The organism is Proteus sp. ZN5, assembly GCF_011046025.1.
In the GTDB taxonomy this organism is placed as follows: Bacteria; Pseudomonadota; Gammaproteobacteria; order Enterobacterales; family Enterobacteriaceae; genus Proteus.
The window spans coordinates 3,239,798-3,258,007 of sequence record NZ_CP047639.1 but is presented as its reverse complement, the minus strand read 5'-3'; the positions used below and the strand labels follow the sequence as shown (position 1 = coordinate 3,258,007).

The 18,210-nt window shown below is 33.7% G+C and carries 19 protein-coding genes, 1 tRNA gene and 1 pseudogene; 9 read left to right on the top strand and 12 right to left on the bottom strand.

Translation table 11 applies throughout. The annotated features are described in order from the left end of the window. Nucleotides 1-42: 42 nt before the first annotated feature. Both GTK47_RS15100 and GTK47_RS15095 read right to left on the bottom strand, forming a co-directional pair. On the bottom strand, nt 43-1,467 hold the full coding sequence (locus tag GTK47_RS15100; RefSeq protein ID WP_165124650.1) for an SMI1/KNR4 family protein: 1,425 nt from the start codon (nt 1,465-1,467) through the stop codon (nt 43-45). Nucleotides 1,468-1,855: 388 nt separating this feature from the next. Then, a complete protein-coding gene (locus tag GTK47_RS15095) occupies nt 1,856-2,017 on the bottom strand; it encodes a hypothetical protein (RefSeq protein WP_165124648.1) in 162 nt (53 codons plus the stop codon). A 223-nt stretch (nt 2,018-2,240) separates the two neighbouring features. Between GTK47_RS15095 and GTK47_RS15090 the strand changes: the two genes are divergently transcribed. Then, entirely contained in the window at nt 2,241-3,176 is a 936-nt protein-coding gene (locus tag GTK47_RS15090) for a 5'-nucleotidase (protein ID WP_165124646.1), read from the top strand. 220 nt (nt 3,177-3,396) lie between these two features. Further along, on the top strand, nt 3,397-3,576 hold the full coding sequence (locus GTK47_RS15085) for a hypothetical protein (RefSeq protein ID WP_165124644.1): 180 nt from the start codon (nt 3,397-3,399) through the stop codon (nt 3,574-3,576). Between the two features lie 148 nt (nt 3,577-3,724). Here GTK47_RS15085 and GTK47_RS20560 read toward each other — a convergent pair. Next, nucleotides 3,725-3,877, bottom strand: a pseudogene (locus GTK47_RS20560) (DUF1543 domain-containing protein); the annotation flags it as partial. A gap of 226 nt (nt 3,878-4,103) precedes the next feature. On the opposite strand from GTK47_RS20560, the gene GTK47_RS15080 reads away from it, so the two are divergent. Together GTK47_RS15080 and GTK47_RS15075 are read left to right on the top strand one after the other, a co-directional pair. Next, nucleotides 4,104-4,283 (top strand): hypothetical protein, encoded by a 180-nt coding sequence (locus GTK47_RS15080; protein ID WP_075673595.1) that lies wholly within the window; start codon nt 4,104-4,106, stop codon nt 4,281-4,283. Between the two features lie 284 nt (nt 4,284-4,567). Then, entirely contained in the window at nt 4,568-4,924 is a 357-nt protein-coding gene (locus tag GTK47_RS15075; protein ID WP_165124641.1) for an MmcQ/YjbR family DNA-binding protein, read from the top strand. A 200-nt stretch (nt 4,925-5,124) separates the two neighbouring features. Here the strand turns inward: GTK47_RS15075 and GTK47_RS15070 are convergent, their stop codons facing one another. From GTK47_RS15070 to GTK47_RS15050, 5 genes are all read right to left on the bottom strand, one after another. Continuing rightward, nucleotides 5,125-5,706, bottom strand: coding sequence for a hypothetical protein (locus GTK47_RS15070; protein ID WP_165124638.1), 582 nt, complete (start codon nt 5,704-5,706; stop codon nt 5,125-5,127). A gap of 138 nt (nt 5,707-5,844) precedes the next feature. Further along, the gene (locus GTK47_RS15065) at nt 5,845-6,363 is read right to left on the bottom strand and encodes a ClbS/DfsB family four-helix bundle protein (protein ID WP_165124635.1); all 519 of its coding nucleotides are present in this window, start codon (nt 6,361-6,363) and stop codon (nt 5,845-5,847) included. Between the two features lie 619 nt (nt 6,364-6,982). After that, nucleotides 6,983-7,059 (bottom strand) — tRNA-Pro (locus GTK47_RS15060). 86 nt (nt 7,060-7,145) lie between these two features. Continuing rightward, nucleotides 7,146-8,882 carry an LPS biosynthesis-modulating metalloenzyme YejM gene (gene yejM / locus GTK47_RS15055; protein ID WP_165124632.1) on the bottom strand — a complete coding sequence of 579 codons (1,737 nt, stop codon included), beginning with the start codon at nt 8,880-8,882 and terminating at the stop codon, nt 7,146-7,148. A gap of 26 nt (nt 8,883-8,908) precedes the next feature. Next, the gene (locus GTK47_RS15050; RefSeq protein ID WP_004247042.1) at nt 8,909-9,136 is read right to left on the bottom strand and encodes a YejL family protein; all 228 of its coding nucleotides are present in this window, start codon (nt 9,134-9,136) and stop codon (nt 8,909-8,911) included. 155 nt (nt 9,137-9,291) lie between these two features. Here GTK47_RS15050 and yejK point away from each other — a divergent pair, with 155 nt between their 5' ends. Continuing rightward, nucleotides 9,292-10,296 (top strand): nucleoid-associated protein YejK, encoded by a 1,005-nt coding sequence (gene yejK / locus GTK47_RS15045; RefSeq protein WP_088493229.1) that lies wholly within the window; start codon nt 9,292-9,294, stop codon nt 10,294-10,296. An 83-nt stretch (nt 10,297-10,379) separates the two neighbouring features. Here yejK and rplY read toward each other — a convergent pair whose 3' ends face one another. Then, nucleotides 10,380-10,664, bottom strand: coding sequence for a 50S ribosomal protein L25 (gene rplY, locus GTK47_RS15040; protein ID WP_006537318.1), 285 nt, complete (start codon nt 10,662-10,664; stop codon nt 10,380-10,382). 144 nt (nt 10,665-10,808) lie between these two features. Then, nucleotides 10,809-12,572, bottom strand: coding sequence for a DEAD/DEAH box helicase (locus GTK47_RS15035; RefSeq protein ID WP_165124629.1), 1,764 nt, complete (start codon nt 12,570-12,572; stop codon nt 10,809-10,811). 182 nt (nt 12,573-12,754) lie between these two features. Between GTK47_RS15035 and rsuA the strand changes: the two genes are divergently transcribed. From rsuA to GTK47_RS15020, 3 genes are all read left to right on the top strand, one after another. Further along, nucleotides 12,755-13,459 (top strand): 16S rRNA pseudouridine(516) synthase RsuA, encoded by a 705-nt coding sequence (gene rsuA / locus GTK47_RS15030; protein ID WP_109393685.1) that lies wholly within the window; start codon nt 12,755-12,757, stop codon nt 13,457-13,459. Nucleotides 13,460-13,496: 37 nt separating this feature from the next. Further along, the gene (locus GTK47_RS15025) at nt 13,497-14,681 is read left to right on the top strand and encodes a Bcr/CflA family multidrug efflux MFS transporter (protein WP_241256037.1); all 1,185 of its coding nucleotides are present in this window, start codon (nt 13,497-13,499) and stop codon (nt 14,679-14,681) included. Nucleotides 14,682-15,201: 520 nt separating this feature from the next. Continuing rightward, nucleotides 15,202-15,549: a YejG family protein gene (locus GTK47_RS15020; RefSeq protein ID WP_072062745.1), complete on the top strand. Its 348-nt coding sequence runs from the start codon at nt 15,202-15,204 to the stop codon at nt 15,547-15,549. A gap of 126 nt (nt 15,550-15,675) precedes the next feature. Here GTK47_RS15020 and mepS read toward each other — a convergent pair whose 3' ends face one another. After that, the gene (gene mepS / locus GTK47_RS15015) at nt 15,676-16,290 is read right to left on the bottom strand and encodes a bifunctional murein DD-endopeptidase/murein LD-carboxypeptidase (protein WP_165124626.1); all 615 of its coding nucleotides are present in this window, start codon (nt 16,288-16,290) and stop codon (nt 15,676-15,678) included. A 361-nt stretch (nt 16,291-16,651) separates the two neighbouring features. Next, nucleotides 16,652-17,359 (bottom strand): phosphatase PAP2 family protein, encoded by a 708-nt coding sequence (locus GTK47_RS15010; protein ID WP_165124623.1) that lies wholly within the window; start codon nt 17,357-17,359, stop codon nt 16,652-16,654. A gap of 346 nt (nt 17,360-17,705) precedes the next feature. On the opposite strand from GTK47_RS15010, the gene GTK47_RS15005 reads away from it, so the two are divergent. Then, on the top strand, nt 17,706-18,017 hold the full coding sequence (locus GTK47_RS15005; protein ID WP_165124620.1) for a hypothetical protein: 312 nt from the start codon (nt 17,706-17,708) through the stop codon (nt 18,015-18,017). Nucleotides 18,018-18,210: the final 193 nt, after the last annotated feature.

The window sequence follows — 18,210 nt, the reverse complement described above, 5'->3', positions numbered from 1 at the left end:
TTAGAATAGATGTAAGAAGATGATAGGGTGTCTATCCATTAACTACCATTGTTTTACATCAATCATATTGTTTGGTGGGTATATCTTTACGATATAAGAAGAAATATTATTACGAATATAAGGACTTTTTTCTTCAGGATACATTTTCCAAGCTTTTTTTAAATAATCCAATAGCTCATTATTAATATAATTTGAACTAGATAATGCCTGAATTGCACCTAAGCTGATCTCTTCATTTTCAGAGATTGTAAGTTCATAAAACGCTGATGTTTTATCTTTTAAATTAACATCATGAGAAGCAGCATAAATTGCACTTCTTATTATTTCTACATTTGGATGAGTAAAGAAAGGTTGAAAATCTTCAACTAAAACAGCATCTAATTCGGTCAAAGAGTAACCGATGAAACGCAATGTATCTTCGTTATTAGTTACTTTAAGTATTGGGAGAAGACTCTCTTTGAAAAGAGCATATTGATCTTTATATTTAAAGTAAATGATAGGAATAACGATATCTGTTTTTTCATCAAATGGAGCAACTAAAGCTTGCTGAATATAAGGCAGTGCTTGTTCTTTAAAATAAGTGGCTAAAACATTTAATGAAACTTTATATAACTCAATATCTTCAGTTTGTAGTTGTTGCTTTAAAAAATCCAAACTGTTTTTAGATAATTCAGGTAGTTTAGTTAGTGAGTTGATCGCACTAATTTTTTTCGTGATATCTTTATTATTTTGAGCAAATTGAAGTAACGTTTCTTCATTACCTCCCATTCGATGACCAAACCAGCTTGTGTCATAGCCTAAAATTACTTCATCTAACCAACGTTCATACCATTGTGTAAATGAAGTTTCATAGGAAAATGTGTAAGGAGTATCTGAATTAACCCAATCGGATGTATATAAAATATGACCTTTATAATCTCCATTAACTACTAATAAAAGATCGTATTCGCAACCACAAGTACCTAAATAAAGCGTACCTTGATGAATTCTATCGCAAATAGTATCAAAGTATTCATCACTACAGTCTTCGGGTACATGACATAATGCTTTCCATTCATCGATATCCATTTTAGGGCTAAGCAAGCAAGGTAGGGCACAATTTTTTATGCCATTCCTATCGATTGCATCATCAAAAGCATATAGGCCATAATAAGGACCGGCACCACCATAAGAGCCTGTGCCGCCATTGCCAATTTGAGTCACAAAGGCGATATAATCTTCAGGAAATTCACATCCTATTTTTGCTTGTAGCTGATTAACTTTCTCTTTTGATAGTGGAGAATTTAGCTGATATTTATGATTATCAGCGCCAAATTCTTTATATTCATGATCAATACTAGCAACGAGTGCTAATTTTTTACGAATACGTTCAATAGGATTATCTGCATATTTTTTATTAAGTTTTTCCCATTGCTGCTCTGGTGTTAGCTCTTTGTTTTTTCCAATGATCGCGGAAATAAAACCCATAATTGAAAATCCCTATTGATGATATGGTTTAATTATAAAGTGGTTGTTTCATAATCATTTTTAGATAGTGATAACCAAATACAATATTATTATTTTACATTAATTTCACTATAAACTATTTTATCTTCAATAAGATAATAGTATTTTTTATGAAAGCTTATCCTTCATTTGGTATTAAGTGACGTATGGTTTTATGCAGATAAAAAAAAGACCAACGCTAGGAGAGTTGGCCAATAAATACTAGAAGCAATGTGAGCAATGTCGTTGTGAAAAACCAAGTAAAATACTCAACTATTCACGAGTTAAAAGATAATCATTATCATTTGATATGTCAACCCTATGAAGATTATGGTCACTATTTATTCACACTAAAAGCCAATAAGTTCTCTTACTTTACAAAAACCAAAGTGGGAATTTTATTATTAATAACAATAAGATCAACATTCTCTGATTGAGGGTTTATTGTATTTTTAACAGCATGCATTTTTTTCATTTTATTGACTAAATCTTTAAAATGTTTAGAGCGTAAATGTATCGTTTTTTTAACCATGATTTTTCTCCTTATTGATGATACTTATAACAATAATAAGGATATTCATCAAATGCAAATGACAATCAATATCATTTTGTAATATATAATTTGATGATAAATGCTCATAAGTAGCTAAACAGCATTATTTTGCCTGCATTTTTGTGTACAAGTTTTCTTATCTTCAGTCTCTTAAAAGAGTGATATTATGAAGAATAAAAGGAACTAATAGGGAATTTTTGCGATGGCGTATGATTTAACGAAGAGATTAGTCATAGGACTTTCTTCTAGTGCATTATTTGATTTGCAAGAGTCAGATAATATTTTTCGCACAGAAGGGGAGGAAGCTTATCGAAGGTATCAACATAAAATGCAGGATATGCCATTGGATAAAGGTGTTGCATTTCCTTTTATTAGCCGCCTTTTGAAACTAAATAATATTAGACCTGACGATCCACTAGTTGAAGTTATTTTGTTATCCAGAAATGATCCCGACACAGGATTAAGAGTGATGAATTCTATTGAACATTATAACTTGGGGATCACCCGAGCAGTATTTCTTCAAGGAAAATCGCCTCATATTTATATTCCAGCATTTGATATTGAGTTGTTTTTATCTGCTGATCATGATGATGTTTTACAAGCGATTAATGCAAATTATCCAGCAGGGCAGATATTAGCCGGTCATGTTAATGATGATGATGCTGATGAATTAAGAATTGCTTTTGACTTTGATGGTGTGATTGCTGATGATGAAGCGGAGGTTATTTATAAAACTTCAGGCGAGTTGTCTCAATTTCATAACCATGAAGCTAAAATGGTTGATGTACCTCATAACCCTGGGCCATTAAAAAAATTCTTACTGCGTATTTCTGACATTCAAAAATTGGAATTAGAGAAAGTAAAACAAGATCCTACTTATATTCCATTACTTAAGATCTCTATTGTTACTGCGCGCAATGCACCATCTCATAAACGTGTTATTAACACGATGAGAGCATGGGGAATTTCTGTCAATGAAGCTTTTTTTATGGGTGGAGTAGAGAAAGCCAATGTTCTGAGAATTTTAAAACCACATATATTCTTTGATGACCAAAAACTGCATTTAAAATCATCATCTGAATTACCTTCGGTACATATTCCTTTTGGAATAGCTAATAAGAGTGTTGATAATAAATAAGATGATTTTAATAAATTGAGTGTCTGGTATATATAGCATACACTCAAATTTTCTTTTGTCTAATTATGTTTTTAATTCGTTTTAAATAATAAAATTGCTCAATACTGGATCTATTTTATAAGAGTGGTATGGTGTTAAATAATTACTGAGAATTATAAATTAAAATATTTATAATTAATTTAAAAAGGTTGAAAATTTAATTTAAATAAGGAAAATTGAAGTGGATAATAATCATAAATTTTTTTCTGACGATGTGTGCCCTAAAACTGCATTATATGGTCAATTTTATGGTGATAATCACTATGCAGGTCGAGATTACGAGCGGAAAATATATTATGGGAATAAATTCCCAAAAACTAAGAAAGGTTTTTATTTTAAAAAATTAATGAATTTTAAATAATAAAAATAACAAGAAAATATAATAGAGTCATTTTAAATAGAGATATCAATTTGATTTAAACTGATATATATATTTAAAAATAAATTGATGATTGCGTAACTAATATAATTTACTACGCTGAAAAATAACAGCACAGTAAAATTTATTATTAAATCTTTTCAATACCAATAGGTTGATAACCTTGCCATAAAGGTTTGAAATGTTTATCTGAATTATTTGGTATTAGATGAATGTAAAAATCACCGATTTTGCTCAATAAAACGCAATCATCAACATCTTTCAAATTGTCTTTATGTTGTTTGACTATCTATTAAAAGTGTTGCAATAGCTCTCTCTTTATCTCCAAACTATGCTTCTTTTAACGCAGGCCAAGTATCTGTATTTTTTCTTTTTTATCAATGTGTTATTAATTAAACAACCATATTGATAGTAAGTGTAAAAATTAAGATGATTAATTTTTATGAACTAAATTATTTATTTTTAATCTAAATATTAGTTATTAATTTTAAATATTATTTGGAGTAGATATGAGATTACTTATGCTTTTGAGTGTTTTTTTGATTTCTGCTTGCTCATCAACTGGAGCAATAGAATCTCAAGAAAGTAAAAGCCATAAAGAGGATCCATATTCTGATAGCACATTAAATAGTATTAAGACTAATCAGAATATTTATATTGAGCAGCAACGTAGTAAAGGAAATTTTTAAGTTGTTAAAATAAATGATTGCTTTTTGGGCCACCTAAGTGGCCTTTTTATATGCAGAAATATAAAATATGGCAATATTAATAGAAATTTTTTAAATTTCCAGTATAAGAATAAGGTACGCATTATTATTGTAATTGAGGGTATTAAATAATAACTTCATAAAAAATAGTAAGAATAAAAGGGTGCATCGGGTAGATGACAAATAAAAAAGAGAAAAAAATTAATGGAATCTTAAGGTATACGGAGCTATATTTATATTCAGATAATTTATGAGATGAGGCTGTGATGAATAGAAAAGAATTAATTAATTATATTAAAGAAAACTATAATGCAGAGCCTGAGTGTTTATGGATTAAATATCCAAATTATATAGTTTTTAGGCATAATAGTAATTCGAAGTGGTTCGCAGCTATAATGGATGTTCTAGAAAGTAAATTATCTGATAATGGTAGTAGGAATATGGTCGATGTTATAACTTTAAAAGTTATGCCAAATTTAACGGGATCATTACGATTGAAAAAAGGAGTATACCCAGCTTACCATATGAATAAAGAGCATTGGATTTCTATTAGCCTCTCATCTGAATTTGATGATAACGAATTAAAATCTTTAATTTCTGAAAGCTATAATTTGACACAATAATTTTATTAATATAGCTTACTCAATTTTTAAACACTTTCTAACTATATAAGTTAATTTATTATATAGCATTTTCATATACGCCTTTATTGAATTTTATCTAATATTAGTCATTTTAAATGTGCTTACATCTTCTTTTTGAGTAAGCCTATGAGAATGTAAAAATCGGTGAGTATATAAATGATAGCTTGTTAAAAAATGACTTAATCATAATGAGAAAAAGCCTTTCTTATCGTAATAATAGTTATTCCTCCAAAAAATATAATGAAGGAAATAAGTAAATAAAATATTATAAAATTAGCATCACTCTCTTTAAAGATCATCATTACTAATAAAATAAATAGAAAAAATAAAAAGAATTTTTTATCACTATTAATCATGCAATATACGTAAGAAACAAAAATAGATACTAAGAGAAAAGTAAAATAGGCGATAAGTAAAGCAACAAACTCTAGGCTGTTAAAAAAATTAGCAGGTATTTCATTTTCGTAGGATATCATTATCAACACGATGGCGGTTGCTATAAAACTCATTAAAGTAAAGATTAAAATAACAAATTTATTAGTATATAAAAATGACAGTTGCTTAAAATAAATAACTTTTATAGAAATCTCTAAAGAAGATATCAATACGATAATACTGATAAAAAAAATAGCAGAAGAAGTTGCTAACCAAATAACATCATCATAGCCAAATGTAGATATACTGAGATAGAACGATATCACCAAAGATAATACTGGGGATATAAATGTTAACAACTTTTTCTTTTCTTGTTTGTCGTTCATATTCCTATCCATTATAAAAAACAAGATATCAATTAGACATTAGAAATTGATATCCGAGTAATTATATAACTCGGTCGGTCCCATATAGCATTGGCACTACTCTGTTTTCAAATATTGAGTGTAATTTGAGGCTGATACTTACTTTAAATTGATATTATTATTTTTTGCCCACTTTCTTAATCTTCCATTAGCGTTAGCATAAGGGGAAGATGTATTAAATGATATCATCCGACCCATTGTCCATTTTGTGTACCATGGTTTGCCATATAAAACATCATCAGTTCGCTCATTAATAAGCTTCACAATTTCATTTTTTACAGTCAGAAGTTCAGCTACTAACGAGTCATAATTTAATTCACTGTAATCTGAGTAAAATTTTTGAGCAAGAACGCCAAGTTGGTTCCACTTATAACCCGTATCAGGAAAATCAACAGGTAGACCTTTAGCATCAGATGTGATCCATTTTACAACAAGAGCATTCCACCCGAGCAAATAGGAAACAAGATCACAAACACTCATCTCTGTTCCTTTGGCATGCCCATCCATTAAGTGTTTAGAAGTCATTTCCATCGGGATTGCATTAAGATAACTAATTAATTTATTGAAATTTTTATCAATAGCTAACAGTAACTCAGCTTTTGTTTGTGGTACGCTCATAAGGAATTCCATCTCATTAAAATAGAGTAACCATAAAGGTTGTGTCGTGTTTGAAAACAAATTAATTATGTACTATCCACCACAATATGGGAAAGACTCTTTTATAAACAGTGTAAGAATTGATTTTTGAATATAATTGGATCTCTATTTTTCAATGTTTTTTTTATTTTATATGAAAGAGTAGTTGATTCATTCCATGCAAATATACAGCCATTCAAAAATGTGGCTAATGTAATAATGCTAAGTATGTGTATCATTTTTTCATATTATCGCCTATACCATGTTATGGGACTTACAAGGTTGATTAACATAATAAAAAGATTTTACTCTTTTTTAATCAACAAAAACTTCTCATATCACGCATCAAGCATTTCTTGTTTTTTCTTAAGTAATCACATCCGTCATTTAATTTATTTTTTTAGTTAGCCTACAAGATCCTTTTTGCATAAACTTGGTTAATAACTTAAGAAAAATTACAGTATATAAGTAGGGCGAAAATTGAGCTTTAACTAGGGTAAATCTGATGGGGGTTTTACCCCAGTTTTACCCCTATTTTACCCCTCGTAAATTTCAGACATAAAAAAACCAACCTTAAGCGGTTGGTTTTTCTAAAGAATTTTGGTCGGCATGATAGGATTTGAACCTACGACCCCCGACACCCCATGACGGTGCGCTACCAGGCTGCGCTACATGCCGTTTGTGCCCTGTATATTACTGTTTTTGAGTGCTAAAGCAACCCTTTGCTAATTAAGTGATGTAATTTTGTGCGTCACTTAATAGCGTTAGCGTTCAATAAAACGCTTCTGTTCAGCCAGAACTTGCAGTAATAATTTTAAATCAGGTTTTGCAGAACTGATCTCTTGTCCTGATTTGTCAAATAAAGCATATCGGCCGTGTTTATCTATCAACAAGGTATTATCTTGTAAAAAGACCACAAATGCCTCTTCATCACCTGTGAAAATCCATGGATGATTACGAGTGCTTGCAAATAAATCTTCGCCTTGTGAATAGTTGTCTACTGGACTAATGACATGTAAAACATGCTGCATCAAGGTTGTCATAACATCTTGATGGCTTGTCATTCGATCAATAACCTGTGGCGTCATATTTGGCCAATGTATCATCAATGGCACTTGTGACTGGCTTAAATTAAAGGTGGTCTTATCTGACAGCCATTGATTAATTTGCTTCTTATCATTGTCTTGATGATAGCTAGAAGTGACAACCACAACAGTATTATCTAGTACTTTGGTTTCTTGTAATGTCTTAAATATTGTCTCTAGTTGATCATTTAATGTGGTACGTTGAGATGCATTATTGGTATGACCATTAATTTGTAAGAAAGAGAACCAAGGGGCTGTTTGGTTGTTTTTAACCAACCAATTACTCCAACTATCAATAGTGGCATTGTTATCACCACTGCGTGATGTTGGGAGGGAGAAATCTGATAGCACAGCTTGTTTAAACAGTGGTGTTTGGAAGCCATTCGTTGAAAACATGGCTAATTGATAGTTTCGATAACTTAACGCATCAAAAAGTGCAGAGTTCTTTCTGCTACTTAATACACTGTCTAAATAAGAAGGTGAAATACCATAAAATAGCCCAAATAATGCAGTATCATTATTAATACCTGATGAATAATGACGCGAAAAATAAAGGTTATTTTGAGCAAATTGTTGCAAACTTGGTAATTCAGGCACTTCTTCAGTACCTAAACCATCAACAACAACCACCAGCAAGTTATAAGAATAGGTATCCTTGGCATAGATTAATGGAGCAAGAGGGTAGGTGATACCTTGTGCGGCTGGGTTACCCTCACTAATAACACGTTGCTCATATTCTGATTGATTAATAAAACCGTGACGCTCAAGGAATTTACGCGCTGTCATCGGGTAGGATAACGGTAAATTAGCACGTTGCATGGTAATTGGACGATAGAAGTTAGCGTCAGCCCAAATTGACATAGAGTGAGATACTATAAAGCAAGTAATAAAGACACCTGCTAATGGTTTGCCCCAACGTTGGCGATTTAAACTACGTAATTTTTGCCAACTCCATGTTGCAAAAAGCATTTCAATCAGAAATATAATGGGAATGCCAATAAAAATAAGTTGCCATTCACGCGCCATTTCACCTTCATCTGGGTTAATCACAAGATCCCAAACAAGTTGAGTCAAATGGAGTTGAAATTGCTGGTAAACGGCGATATCAAAAATAAGGATAGTTAATCCTGCACTGGCAAGGGCACAGGAAATAACTCTAAGTAGCCGTTGAGAAACAGCGACAAAGGTGAGGGGGAAAAGGATAAGTATATAGATAGCAAAGACAATAAAACTAAAATGTCCCATCCAACTCACAATAGCGTAAAAACGACCAGCAAAGGTTGCGGGCCAATCAGAAATAAACAGGTAACGGCTTCCAAGCAGTAAGCTTAGAATAATATTAAATAGCGCAAACCAGTGACCCCAACTGATCATTTGGGATACTTTTTCACGATAGGACTGAGGTCTCGTTACCATGTCTATAAATAATTTTTCTATGTTTATTAGTGAATATTGCCTTCATCAATTGAAGCACGCAATGCGTGAACAAAAGAGTCAGCAATCAGCATTCGTTGAGCAGGGGCAATACTTGTATTAATTAAGTTTGTCACCATGTTCCCCAACACCATCAAAGAAAGATCTGTAGGAGTATGATGTTTTTCAAGAACGCTGACAAGTTCTGCAAGTAATTGCTCAACTTGTTCATCACTATAACGGGATTTTTGTGGCATAAAATCTGAATTCCTACTAAATGAATAAAACGCTATATATTACCGTATTATTAGGGCTTTTTCCGCTATTAAATTAATTAATTTTCCCTTGATACTGAAAGTAGGGAGTGTTTGAATACGCGCACGAGAAAGAGACGCAATAGAAGAGGACGACCATGAGTCTAGATATTAATCAATTAGTTTTGCATCAACTTATTAAGCGAGATGAGCAGACATTAGAAGTTGTGCTACGTGATTCACTCTTAGAAATTGAACCTGTTGTTCAGGAAATGATTGAAGAGTTACATCGTGTATACAGTGCAAAAAGTAAAGCTTATGGTCTGTTTAATGAAGAAAGTGAATTAGCAGAGGCACTACGTTTACAACGTAAAGGTGAAGAGAATTTTTTAGGTTTCTCACGAGCAGCAACGGTGAGACTAAAAGACGAACTAGCAAAATACCCTTTTGCAGAAGGTGGTACCGTTCTATTTTGTCATTATCGCTATTTAGCGGTGGATTACCTTTTAATTGCTGTACTGAGTAGCTGTAACAGTATGTGGGTAAACGACAGTCTTGATGTGTCATCAACACGCTATTTAGATATTCCTCACGCAGATATTATCGCTCGTATCGATTTAACAGAGTGGGAAACCGCACCCGATTCTTTACGTTATTTAACGTTTTTAAAAGGTCGAGTTGGACGCAAAGTCTCTGATTTCTTTATGGACTTTTTAGGTGCACAAGAAGGTTTAAACGCTAAAGTTCAAAATAAAGGCTTATTACAAGCAGTTGATGATTTCTGTGAAGCTTCAGAAATGGGCAAACAGGAGCGTCAAACTTGTCGTGAGCAAGTATATAGCTACTGTAATGAGCAATTACAATCTGGCGAAGAAATTGCCTTAACAGAGCTTGCTGAAGAATTACCATCTTTAGGCGAGCAAAACTTTGCTCAATTTACTGAAGAAAAAGGCTATGAATTAGCTGAAACATTCCCAGCAGATCGCAGTACATTACGTCAACTGATGAAGTATTCAGGAAGCGGTGGCGGATTAACTGTGAATTTTGATGCGAAATTATTAGGGGAGAGAATATTCTGGGATCCAGCAACAGATACGCTCACCATTAAAGGCACACCACCTAATTTACGTGATCAGCTACAACGTAGAGCATCAGAAAAATAATTAAGTAGTAGAAACAAATAACGCCACATTAAGTGGCGTTATATGCTCGGCGTCCCGAAAAATAAAGCTCGAAGGTTGGCTTATTAAGCGCGCAGGAAGTCGATATGAGTAATCTTTGGCTTATACTCGTGACGTTGCACTGCTTTAACTTTAACTTTAGTTTCTTTGCCATCGATAACCAGGTTTACGAAATCTGAATAGAATTCTGATTTGTGTTCTTGGTTGATAACTTCGTTGTGATCTAAATCGATAGCGATTGGCTCTTCATTTCCGCCATAAACGATAGCAGGAAAACGGTTAGCCACACGCAGGCGGCGGCTCGCACCCTTACCCTGCTCTTTACGTACAGTTGCATTAATAGTTAACATCTTTTTTCTCTTATGAAAAAGAAAGAAAATACATACTTGTTACAGGCGACCCAGCAACAAGCTCGAGATTTGGTTTATCTAAAAATAGATAAAGCGGGGCGCATTTTAACGAAAAAGTCCTCTAACAGCAAATATAAATCCAGATTAATACAAGGTATCTGCTTTTCGGTAGCGCCCAGTATAGTCAAAAATCTTATTTCTTATCTTCCAAAAGCTCTCTTTTTTACCTTTATGAGCAACAATAAAGTCAGGATGACGCAACAAATCAAATTGCTTAATAATGTCGTTGGCATTATGCCAAACAAAAGGAACACCCGGTGCGCGTTGATGTTCACGTAAAAATTTTAATTCAAATACTTTTCTTTGCGCTGGCGTTGTTAGTCGAAAACGTTCAGAGACAGAAGTGCCTTCTTCATCGTAATAATTAATTTCTAACCATTCACCTTTAACATCACTTCCTGATTTAAATTGCATTCCACCACAACGTAGAACTAATGCACCTTTGAGTTTTAATGCCGCTTTGAGCATATCATCAGGATCAACCAAGATCTCATCACAATGAATACAGCGGCGTGCTGCGATATCATTTTCTTCATTACAATGTGGGCACAATTTAAAGCGGAAACGAAATTCACACTGCTGTTTTTGCCCTTGTTCATTGAGTTCCCAACCTTGGCAACGTCGACCATAGTGTTCAATGATATCGCCATCAGCATCTATAATGCCCCAAAAGGTATTGGCAAATTGGCAAATAGGACAGAAAACTTGTACTGGTTTACTATTCGGATTGGGTTTTTTAGTACCGACTTCGGGTAGATAGAGATCGTGAGGATTACCTGCATAATCTAAAATCAGGCATTCGGTTTTTCCTGCAAATAATCTTAATCCTCGTCCTACAATTTGCTGATATAAACTCACAGACTCAGTGGGGCGTAAGATAGCGATTAAATCAACATGAGGTGCATCGAAACCTGTTGTTAGTACGGCAACATTAACCATATAACGCAATTGTTGCTGTTTGAAACGAGAAATAAGATTGTCACGTTCAGAAGAGGGGGTATCAGCACTGACTAATGCAGATTCATCTTGTGGTAAAAGAGAAAGGATCTCTTTTGCATGTTCAACCGTTGCCGCAAATATCATTACACCTCGGCAATTTTGTGCATATTCAATGATTTGAGCAACGATATGAGGCGTGATGCGCTTTTGTCTCTTTATTTCACGGTTTAGATCTTCTTCATTAAATATCCCATTTTGACTTGTTCTTACTTGGCTAAAGTCGTATTGCAAAATAGGCATATCTAGGCGAGTTGGCGGAACTAAAAAATGATTGCTTATCATATAGCGTAAAGGCAATTCATAAATACAATCACGGAAAAAGCAATCTTCATCGCCTCTGATCATACCGTGATAATGATATTGATAAATCCAACCTGTAGGTAAACGATAAGGCGTTGCAGTTAATCCTAAGATACGCAATTGTGGATTAATAGATTGCAATTGTTTAATAACTTGCTGGTATTGGCTATCTTCAGACAAACTAATGCGATGGCATTCATCAATAATAAGAAGTGAAAACGTATCACTAAATTGCGATAAATTACGAGCAACAGATTGCACACTGCCGAAAACAACTTTTCCGCTACTCTCTTTTTGTTGTAAGCCCGCAGCAAAAATATCCGCAGATAGACCATAAGCCTCATATTTGCTATGGTTCTGTTCTACTAATTCTTTTACGTGTGCTAAAACCAAGACACGTCCGCGCGCTCTTTTAGCAAGTTCTGCAATCACTAAACTTTTTCCTGCGCCAGTAGGTAATACAATCACCGCAGGTGTATTGTGTTGGCGAAAATAAGAGATTGTCGCGTTAACTGCGTCAAGTTGATAAGGTCTGAGTGTAAAAGCCATAACTCTACATAAGAAATCAAACGGGGGCGTCAGCGTAACATTTTTTTATAGGTAGCGCGAATAAGGGAGGAGTAAAGGACGTGATAGTTTATTTATAAATTAATTAGTTGTTTTATTGTTAATATTCATTTTTAATAGATACCTCATATCAGATGGTATTCTTCCATTTTTCAGAGAAATTCATGCGATTAGATAAATTTTTATCCCAGCAATTGGGTATTAGCCGTAGCTTGATCCTTCGTGAATTAAGAGCAGGGCTTGTAACAATTGATGGCGAAATGGTGAAAAGCGGTTCAACCAAAATTGCACCAGAGCAAGAAGTAGCTTACGATGGTAATGTCTTAACTCAAATTTTAGGGCCTCGTTACTTTATGTTGAATAAGCCAATTGGCTATGTGTGTTCAACAGACGATCCTGTTAATCCAACTATCCTCTATTTTATTGATGAACCTTTGGCTCATAAATTACATGCGGCTGGGCGTTTAGATATTGATACCACAGGGCTTGTTTTATTAACAGATAATGGTCAATGGTCACACCGTATTACGGCGCCAAAACATCATTGCGAGAAAACCTATCTGGTTACGCTAGAAGAGCCAATTGCAGAAGGTGTTGCTGAACAATTCCAAAAAGGTGTTCAGCTTAACGGTGAAAAAGATCTAACCAAACCCGCCACGTTAGAAATTATTACACCAACAGAAGTTAAGCTCACTATTAGTGAAGGCAAATACCACCAAGTAAAACGTATGTTTGCAGCAGTGGGTAATCATGTAAGTGCATTACATCGTGAGCGTATTGGGGATATCACATTAGATGAGACTTTAGCTGAGGGCGAATATCGTCCATTAACAGAAGAAGAGATCAACAGCATTCACTTACCTCAATAATTATTATTTATCCTGTCGTTTTTGGGAGTTTATCTGCGTGCAACAGCAACGTTCGTCGTACCTTAGTCTCATTTTAATACTGGGACTTATTTCCATGCTTATGCCATTGGCTATAGATATGTATTTGCCAAGTTTACCTACTATCGCGCAAGATTTTGGTGTGCCTAGTGGCAAAGTGCAAATGACATTAAGTATCTATATTTTTGGTTTTGCTATTGGGCAATTAGTCTATGGTCCTATGGCTGATAGCTTGGGACGTAAACCTGTCATTTTGGGCGGCGTAATTGTTTTTGCTTTTGCCTCTAGTGCATGTGCATTATCTGAATCAATAGATATGCTAATTGGTATGCGTTTTTTACATGGTTTTGCGGCAGCTGCGGCAAGCGTTGTGATTAATGCATTGATGAGAGATATGTTCTCTAGAGATGATTTCTCTAGAAGTATGTCTTTTGTTGCACTTGTTATGACCATCGCACCTTTATTAGCTCCACTATTAGGTGCTTGGGTAATGAACTGGTTTTCATGGCATGCTATTTTCTGGAGTATCGCAATAGCCGCGGTGATTGCATCTGCATTAATTGCTTTTTATATTCCAGAAACATTACCAAAAGAGCGACGCCAACGCTTTAGCTTAAGAGTGACATTTAGCCAATTTATTAGTCTGTTTAGAACACGTCGTGTCCTTTGTTATATTTTGGCTTCAGGCTTTTCTTTTGCTGGTATGTTTTCATTTCTTAGTGCTGGCCCTTTTGTCTATATCGAATTACATGGCATTCCATTTGATCAATTTGGATTATATTTTGGCTTTAATATCATTTTCTTAATTGTGATGACAAGCATCAATGGGCGCTATGTTCGCCGATTTGGTGCGTTGAAGATGTTGCGCCTAGGCTTAACGATTCAATGTGTTATGGGGATCTTTTTATTACTGGTGGTCGCTCTTGATTTGCATTTCTATTTCCTTGTTGTGGGAGTAGCAATGTATGTGGGCGGGATCGCGATGATCACATCGAATGCGATGGCTGTTATTCTTGATGATTATCCTCATATGGCGGGGACAGTTTCTTCTCTTGCAGGAACCGTGCGTTTTGGTGTCGGTGCTTTAGTTGGAACGGCTATTGCTATGTTACCAGCAAAATCAGAATGGCCAATGGTAAGCTCTATGGCATTTTGTGTACTGTTTGCTATGGGTTTTATCTTGCTTGCACGTCGTTATAAATAAGAATATCACGCTATAAATAACAGAAATTTATAGCGTGCATCTCTTTTCCTACCTCTATTTCCTCTGAAAATACCATATTTTCCTCTGCTGTATTTCATGAATCGTTTCAAATTAGTGTAATTTTTTGATTTGAATCAATACTTAATGTTGTTATTTTGTTAAATTAAGTAAAATTTATTTTAATAATCATCTATTATTGTTTTGTTGATATGAAGTATCGTGATAAAAATTGATGGATTGTTTTACTTGAATACGTAATATTTTATACAATTATTTTATATAGTTGATAAAATGTTAAATAAATGAAAGAATAATTGAAGAGATTAATCGTTGCAGATATGAATACCTGCGAGTACTAAGCTGAATGAATAGTTTGATCCGTCTCTTCGCTTTTTTTGTAAAACAATTGTAACAATCATGTTCTACAATTAACAAGGTTCTAATATGCGTGTGAGCAAGTCAGTTCAAACTCGTATTGATGATGTATTAAATTAACGTGTTGATGAAACAGGATTGATTTGTGGATAATGTACAACTTTCGGTAGTTCATAAGCTGCCGCTGAGTTATCGGTGGCTAGCGGGCTTTGCAGGCACAAGAGTAGAAATACTGCCTGAAAATGATGCTGGAAAGCAAAATACGTTGATTGGCTTAAAATTATTAAGTCATGATGGTATGACACTGGATGAAGCAATACAGAATTTGCGTCAGTATCTGAGTAATCTCCATATTGATAGTGTTGTGATTGAGTGGGATGGCGCTCCTTGCCTTTTCCTTCATAGTGATGATGAATGTGCCGCATTGTGTTGCTTAAAAAACGCGGGTGTCGCTATTGCTGAGCCATTCCCAACGGCATATTCTTATTTATAACACCTATTTAATGTTATAAAAATAATGTAGTTACTGTGTGGTTCTAGCATGGTCAAAGAATATAAAAAAAGCCTCATTATCTAAATAATGAGGCTTTTTTATTGCAGCAAGATATAAGGGAATAAATTATCTTAATACATTTTTCGAAAGGTTGTTTTCAACAAGTGCCGCGTCATTATTCTCGATAACACGTCTTGCTGCATAAAAACGTTTATTCCAGTAGGTATTAGACATCTCTGACACGGTTACACCATTGCTGGTGGATGCATGTACAAATTTATCATTACCGATGTAAATTCCAACATGGCGCATAGTACGGCCTGTTTTGAATAGAACGAGATCGCCTGCTTGTAATTTTGATTTATTAACCTGAGTACCGGAGAATTGTTGGTCTGAGGTTGAGCGAGGGAGTTCTACACCGAATTGGTCAATAAAGGTTCTTTGAACAAAGGCAGAACAATCGATGCCTTTTTTAGTGTCTCCACCTAAACGATAAGCGACGCCTTTCCAGTCTGCATATTGGTCAAGTATCTTAGATTTTATATCGAGATTCTTCACCAATGATTCAAATTCATCTTGTGATGCTTGGGAAATAGATGTGCTTGATGATGTATTAAGTGGGGTAGTGCTTGAATTCGCTAAGCGTGAATTTGCGTTCTGTGAGCTACATGCCGATAGCGTAGCTACAACAATGAACGCCGGTATGAGCTTAAGCATTCTCATATACGGTTTTGTTCTCATTGTGACAGATTTCCCTTACATCCTTACGTGCAGAAGCGCACATGAATTATTCACCAAATAACCAGAGAATATAGTGTAATTTAACTCTGGCAACCTTATTTCGCGAAAAACGTGCTCTAAAGCACGTAAATATCCACATTAAACAATAAATAATGAGGAAACCAGAAAAGTGTACAGAAAGAGGGGCTAAATGGCGAGAGAAAAGAAGCTTAATTTACAAAACATTAGATAATAAAGTGATAATACTTAAAATAGATCTCAATTTGTCATAATAATATCATTTAACTGTCAAAAAATGACCAAGAAAATAAGTGAGATATTACACTTATTCTCTTTTAATTAATTAGATATGTTTTTCCTTTTATTTTTTAAAAGGAAGATATTTTTCTAATTGTCTGACAATAATATCTGATAATGGTGTGATTAATAACCAACTTGTCGTAATTAAAGTCAAAGAAATAGAACCCACTAATATATCTGATGCCCAGTGTGCGCCAGCCATAACTCGTGGTAATGAGAATACGATAGTAATAAGAAGAGCACATAAGAAAGAACGAAACGAGAGATAACGCAATATAAAGCTACAGAAGATAAGTAGCATTAAACCATGATCGCCTGGGAAGCTATCGCCAGAGGCATCCTTTGTAGGAATACCTGTCACTACGCCCACTCTATGTACATCTTGAAAATGAAGTGTCGGACTTGGTCTTTCTATTGGAATATTTTGTCCAATTTGATTGATGAGTACAGCACTTATTACCATCACTAATCCTACAATTATGAGATGGCGTTTGCCCATATAATCTTTTTTACGGAATGTATTGTAGTACAACGCGCCCATTGCCAACAAAATAACCAAGTCAAACTTTCTATTATTAATATAAGCCACAAAAGAGGCGAAAAAAGTATCAGGTAAAATATGTTGATTAAAAAAATAAAAAATATGGGTGTCAATCGATAGCCAAAACCCATGTTGTACAGGAAGATACCAAGAGAGAAAAATAATTAACCCAGCTAGATTAAGTAGAAAAATAGCCAATGCTTTTTGACGAAAATTAGAAAGTTTCATAGTAATCAAATGACAAATTTTGCGTGTATTTGGTGATCTGGATCACAATAAGTTTAAGTTTGATTATAGGACTATAACCAAAATAAAAAAATAGATCTTTGCAATTTGCTGCCTGTGTAAATGTTATTTTTTCGTTTCATTTCTGTTGTATTTTTAAATTCCCACTTAACTTAAATTTAAAGTGTTTTTTATTGATGCTCTTAATTTGAGTGTTATATAATTTTTTTCTATTCTTTTATTAAAGATAAAAGTTAAATAAATAAAGTAACGGGCCGATATTAGTTAGGACTTTAATAACATATTGGCTTGTGAAATTCATACGCCAAATAAATATAGGAGATTAATTTTGAATAAGTTTAGTATTGCAGCTACTTGTCTCACTTTATTATTAAGTACCCCTTCTTTTTCTAAGGATAATAAAGTTATAGGTTCTGGAACTATTACTTTTGTTGGTGCCATTGTTGAAGGTAACTGCCTAATGGATACGGATAAAAATACATTTAAAACAAGCTGTTGGAATGGTAATGAGATGCAAGAATCTCAATATCAGTTAGAAAGGAATAAGAACTTCAACTCTAAATTGATTAACAATAAAGGGTCTATGAATATTAAATGGATTAATGATGATTTAGCTATAATGAATATTGTTTATAATTAATTTTTCCTAGTTCTAATAATAACAATAATTGTATTAATTAAATAAAATTTTAATACTTTTATAGAATTGTTATTGAAGTTAAAAATATTTGACTTAAGTATAATCAACGTTGATTCCTTATTTATAAACATCGAACACTTATATTTGATAGACATCAAATATTCTTCTTATGTCTATATGAATGTCATATTTT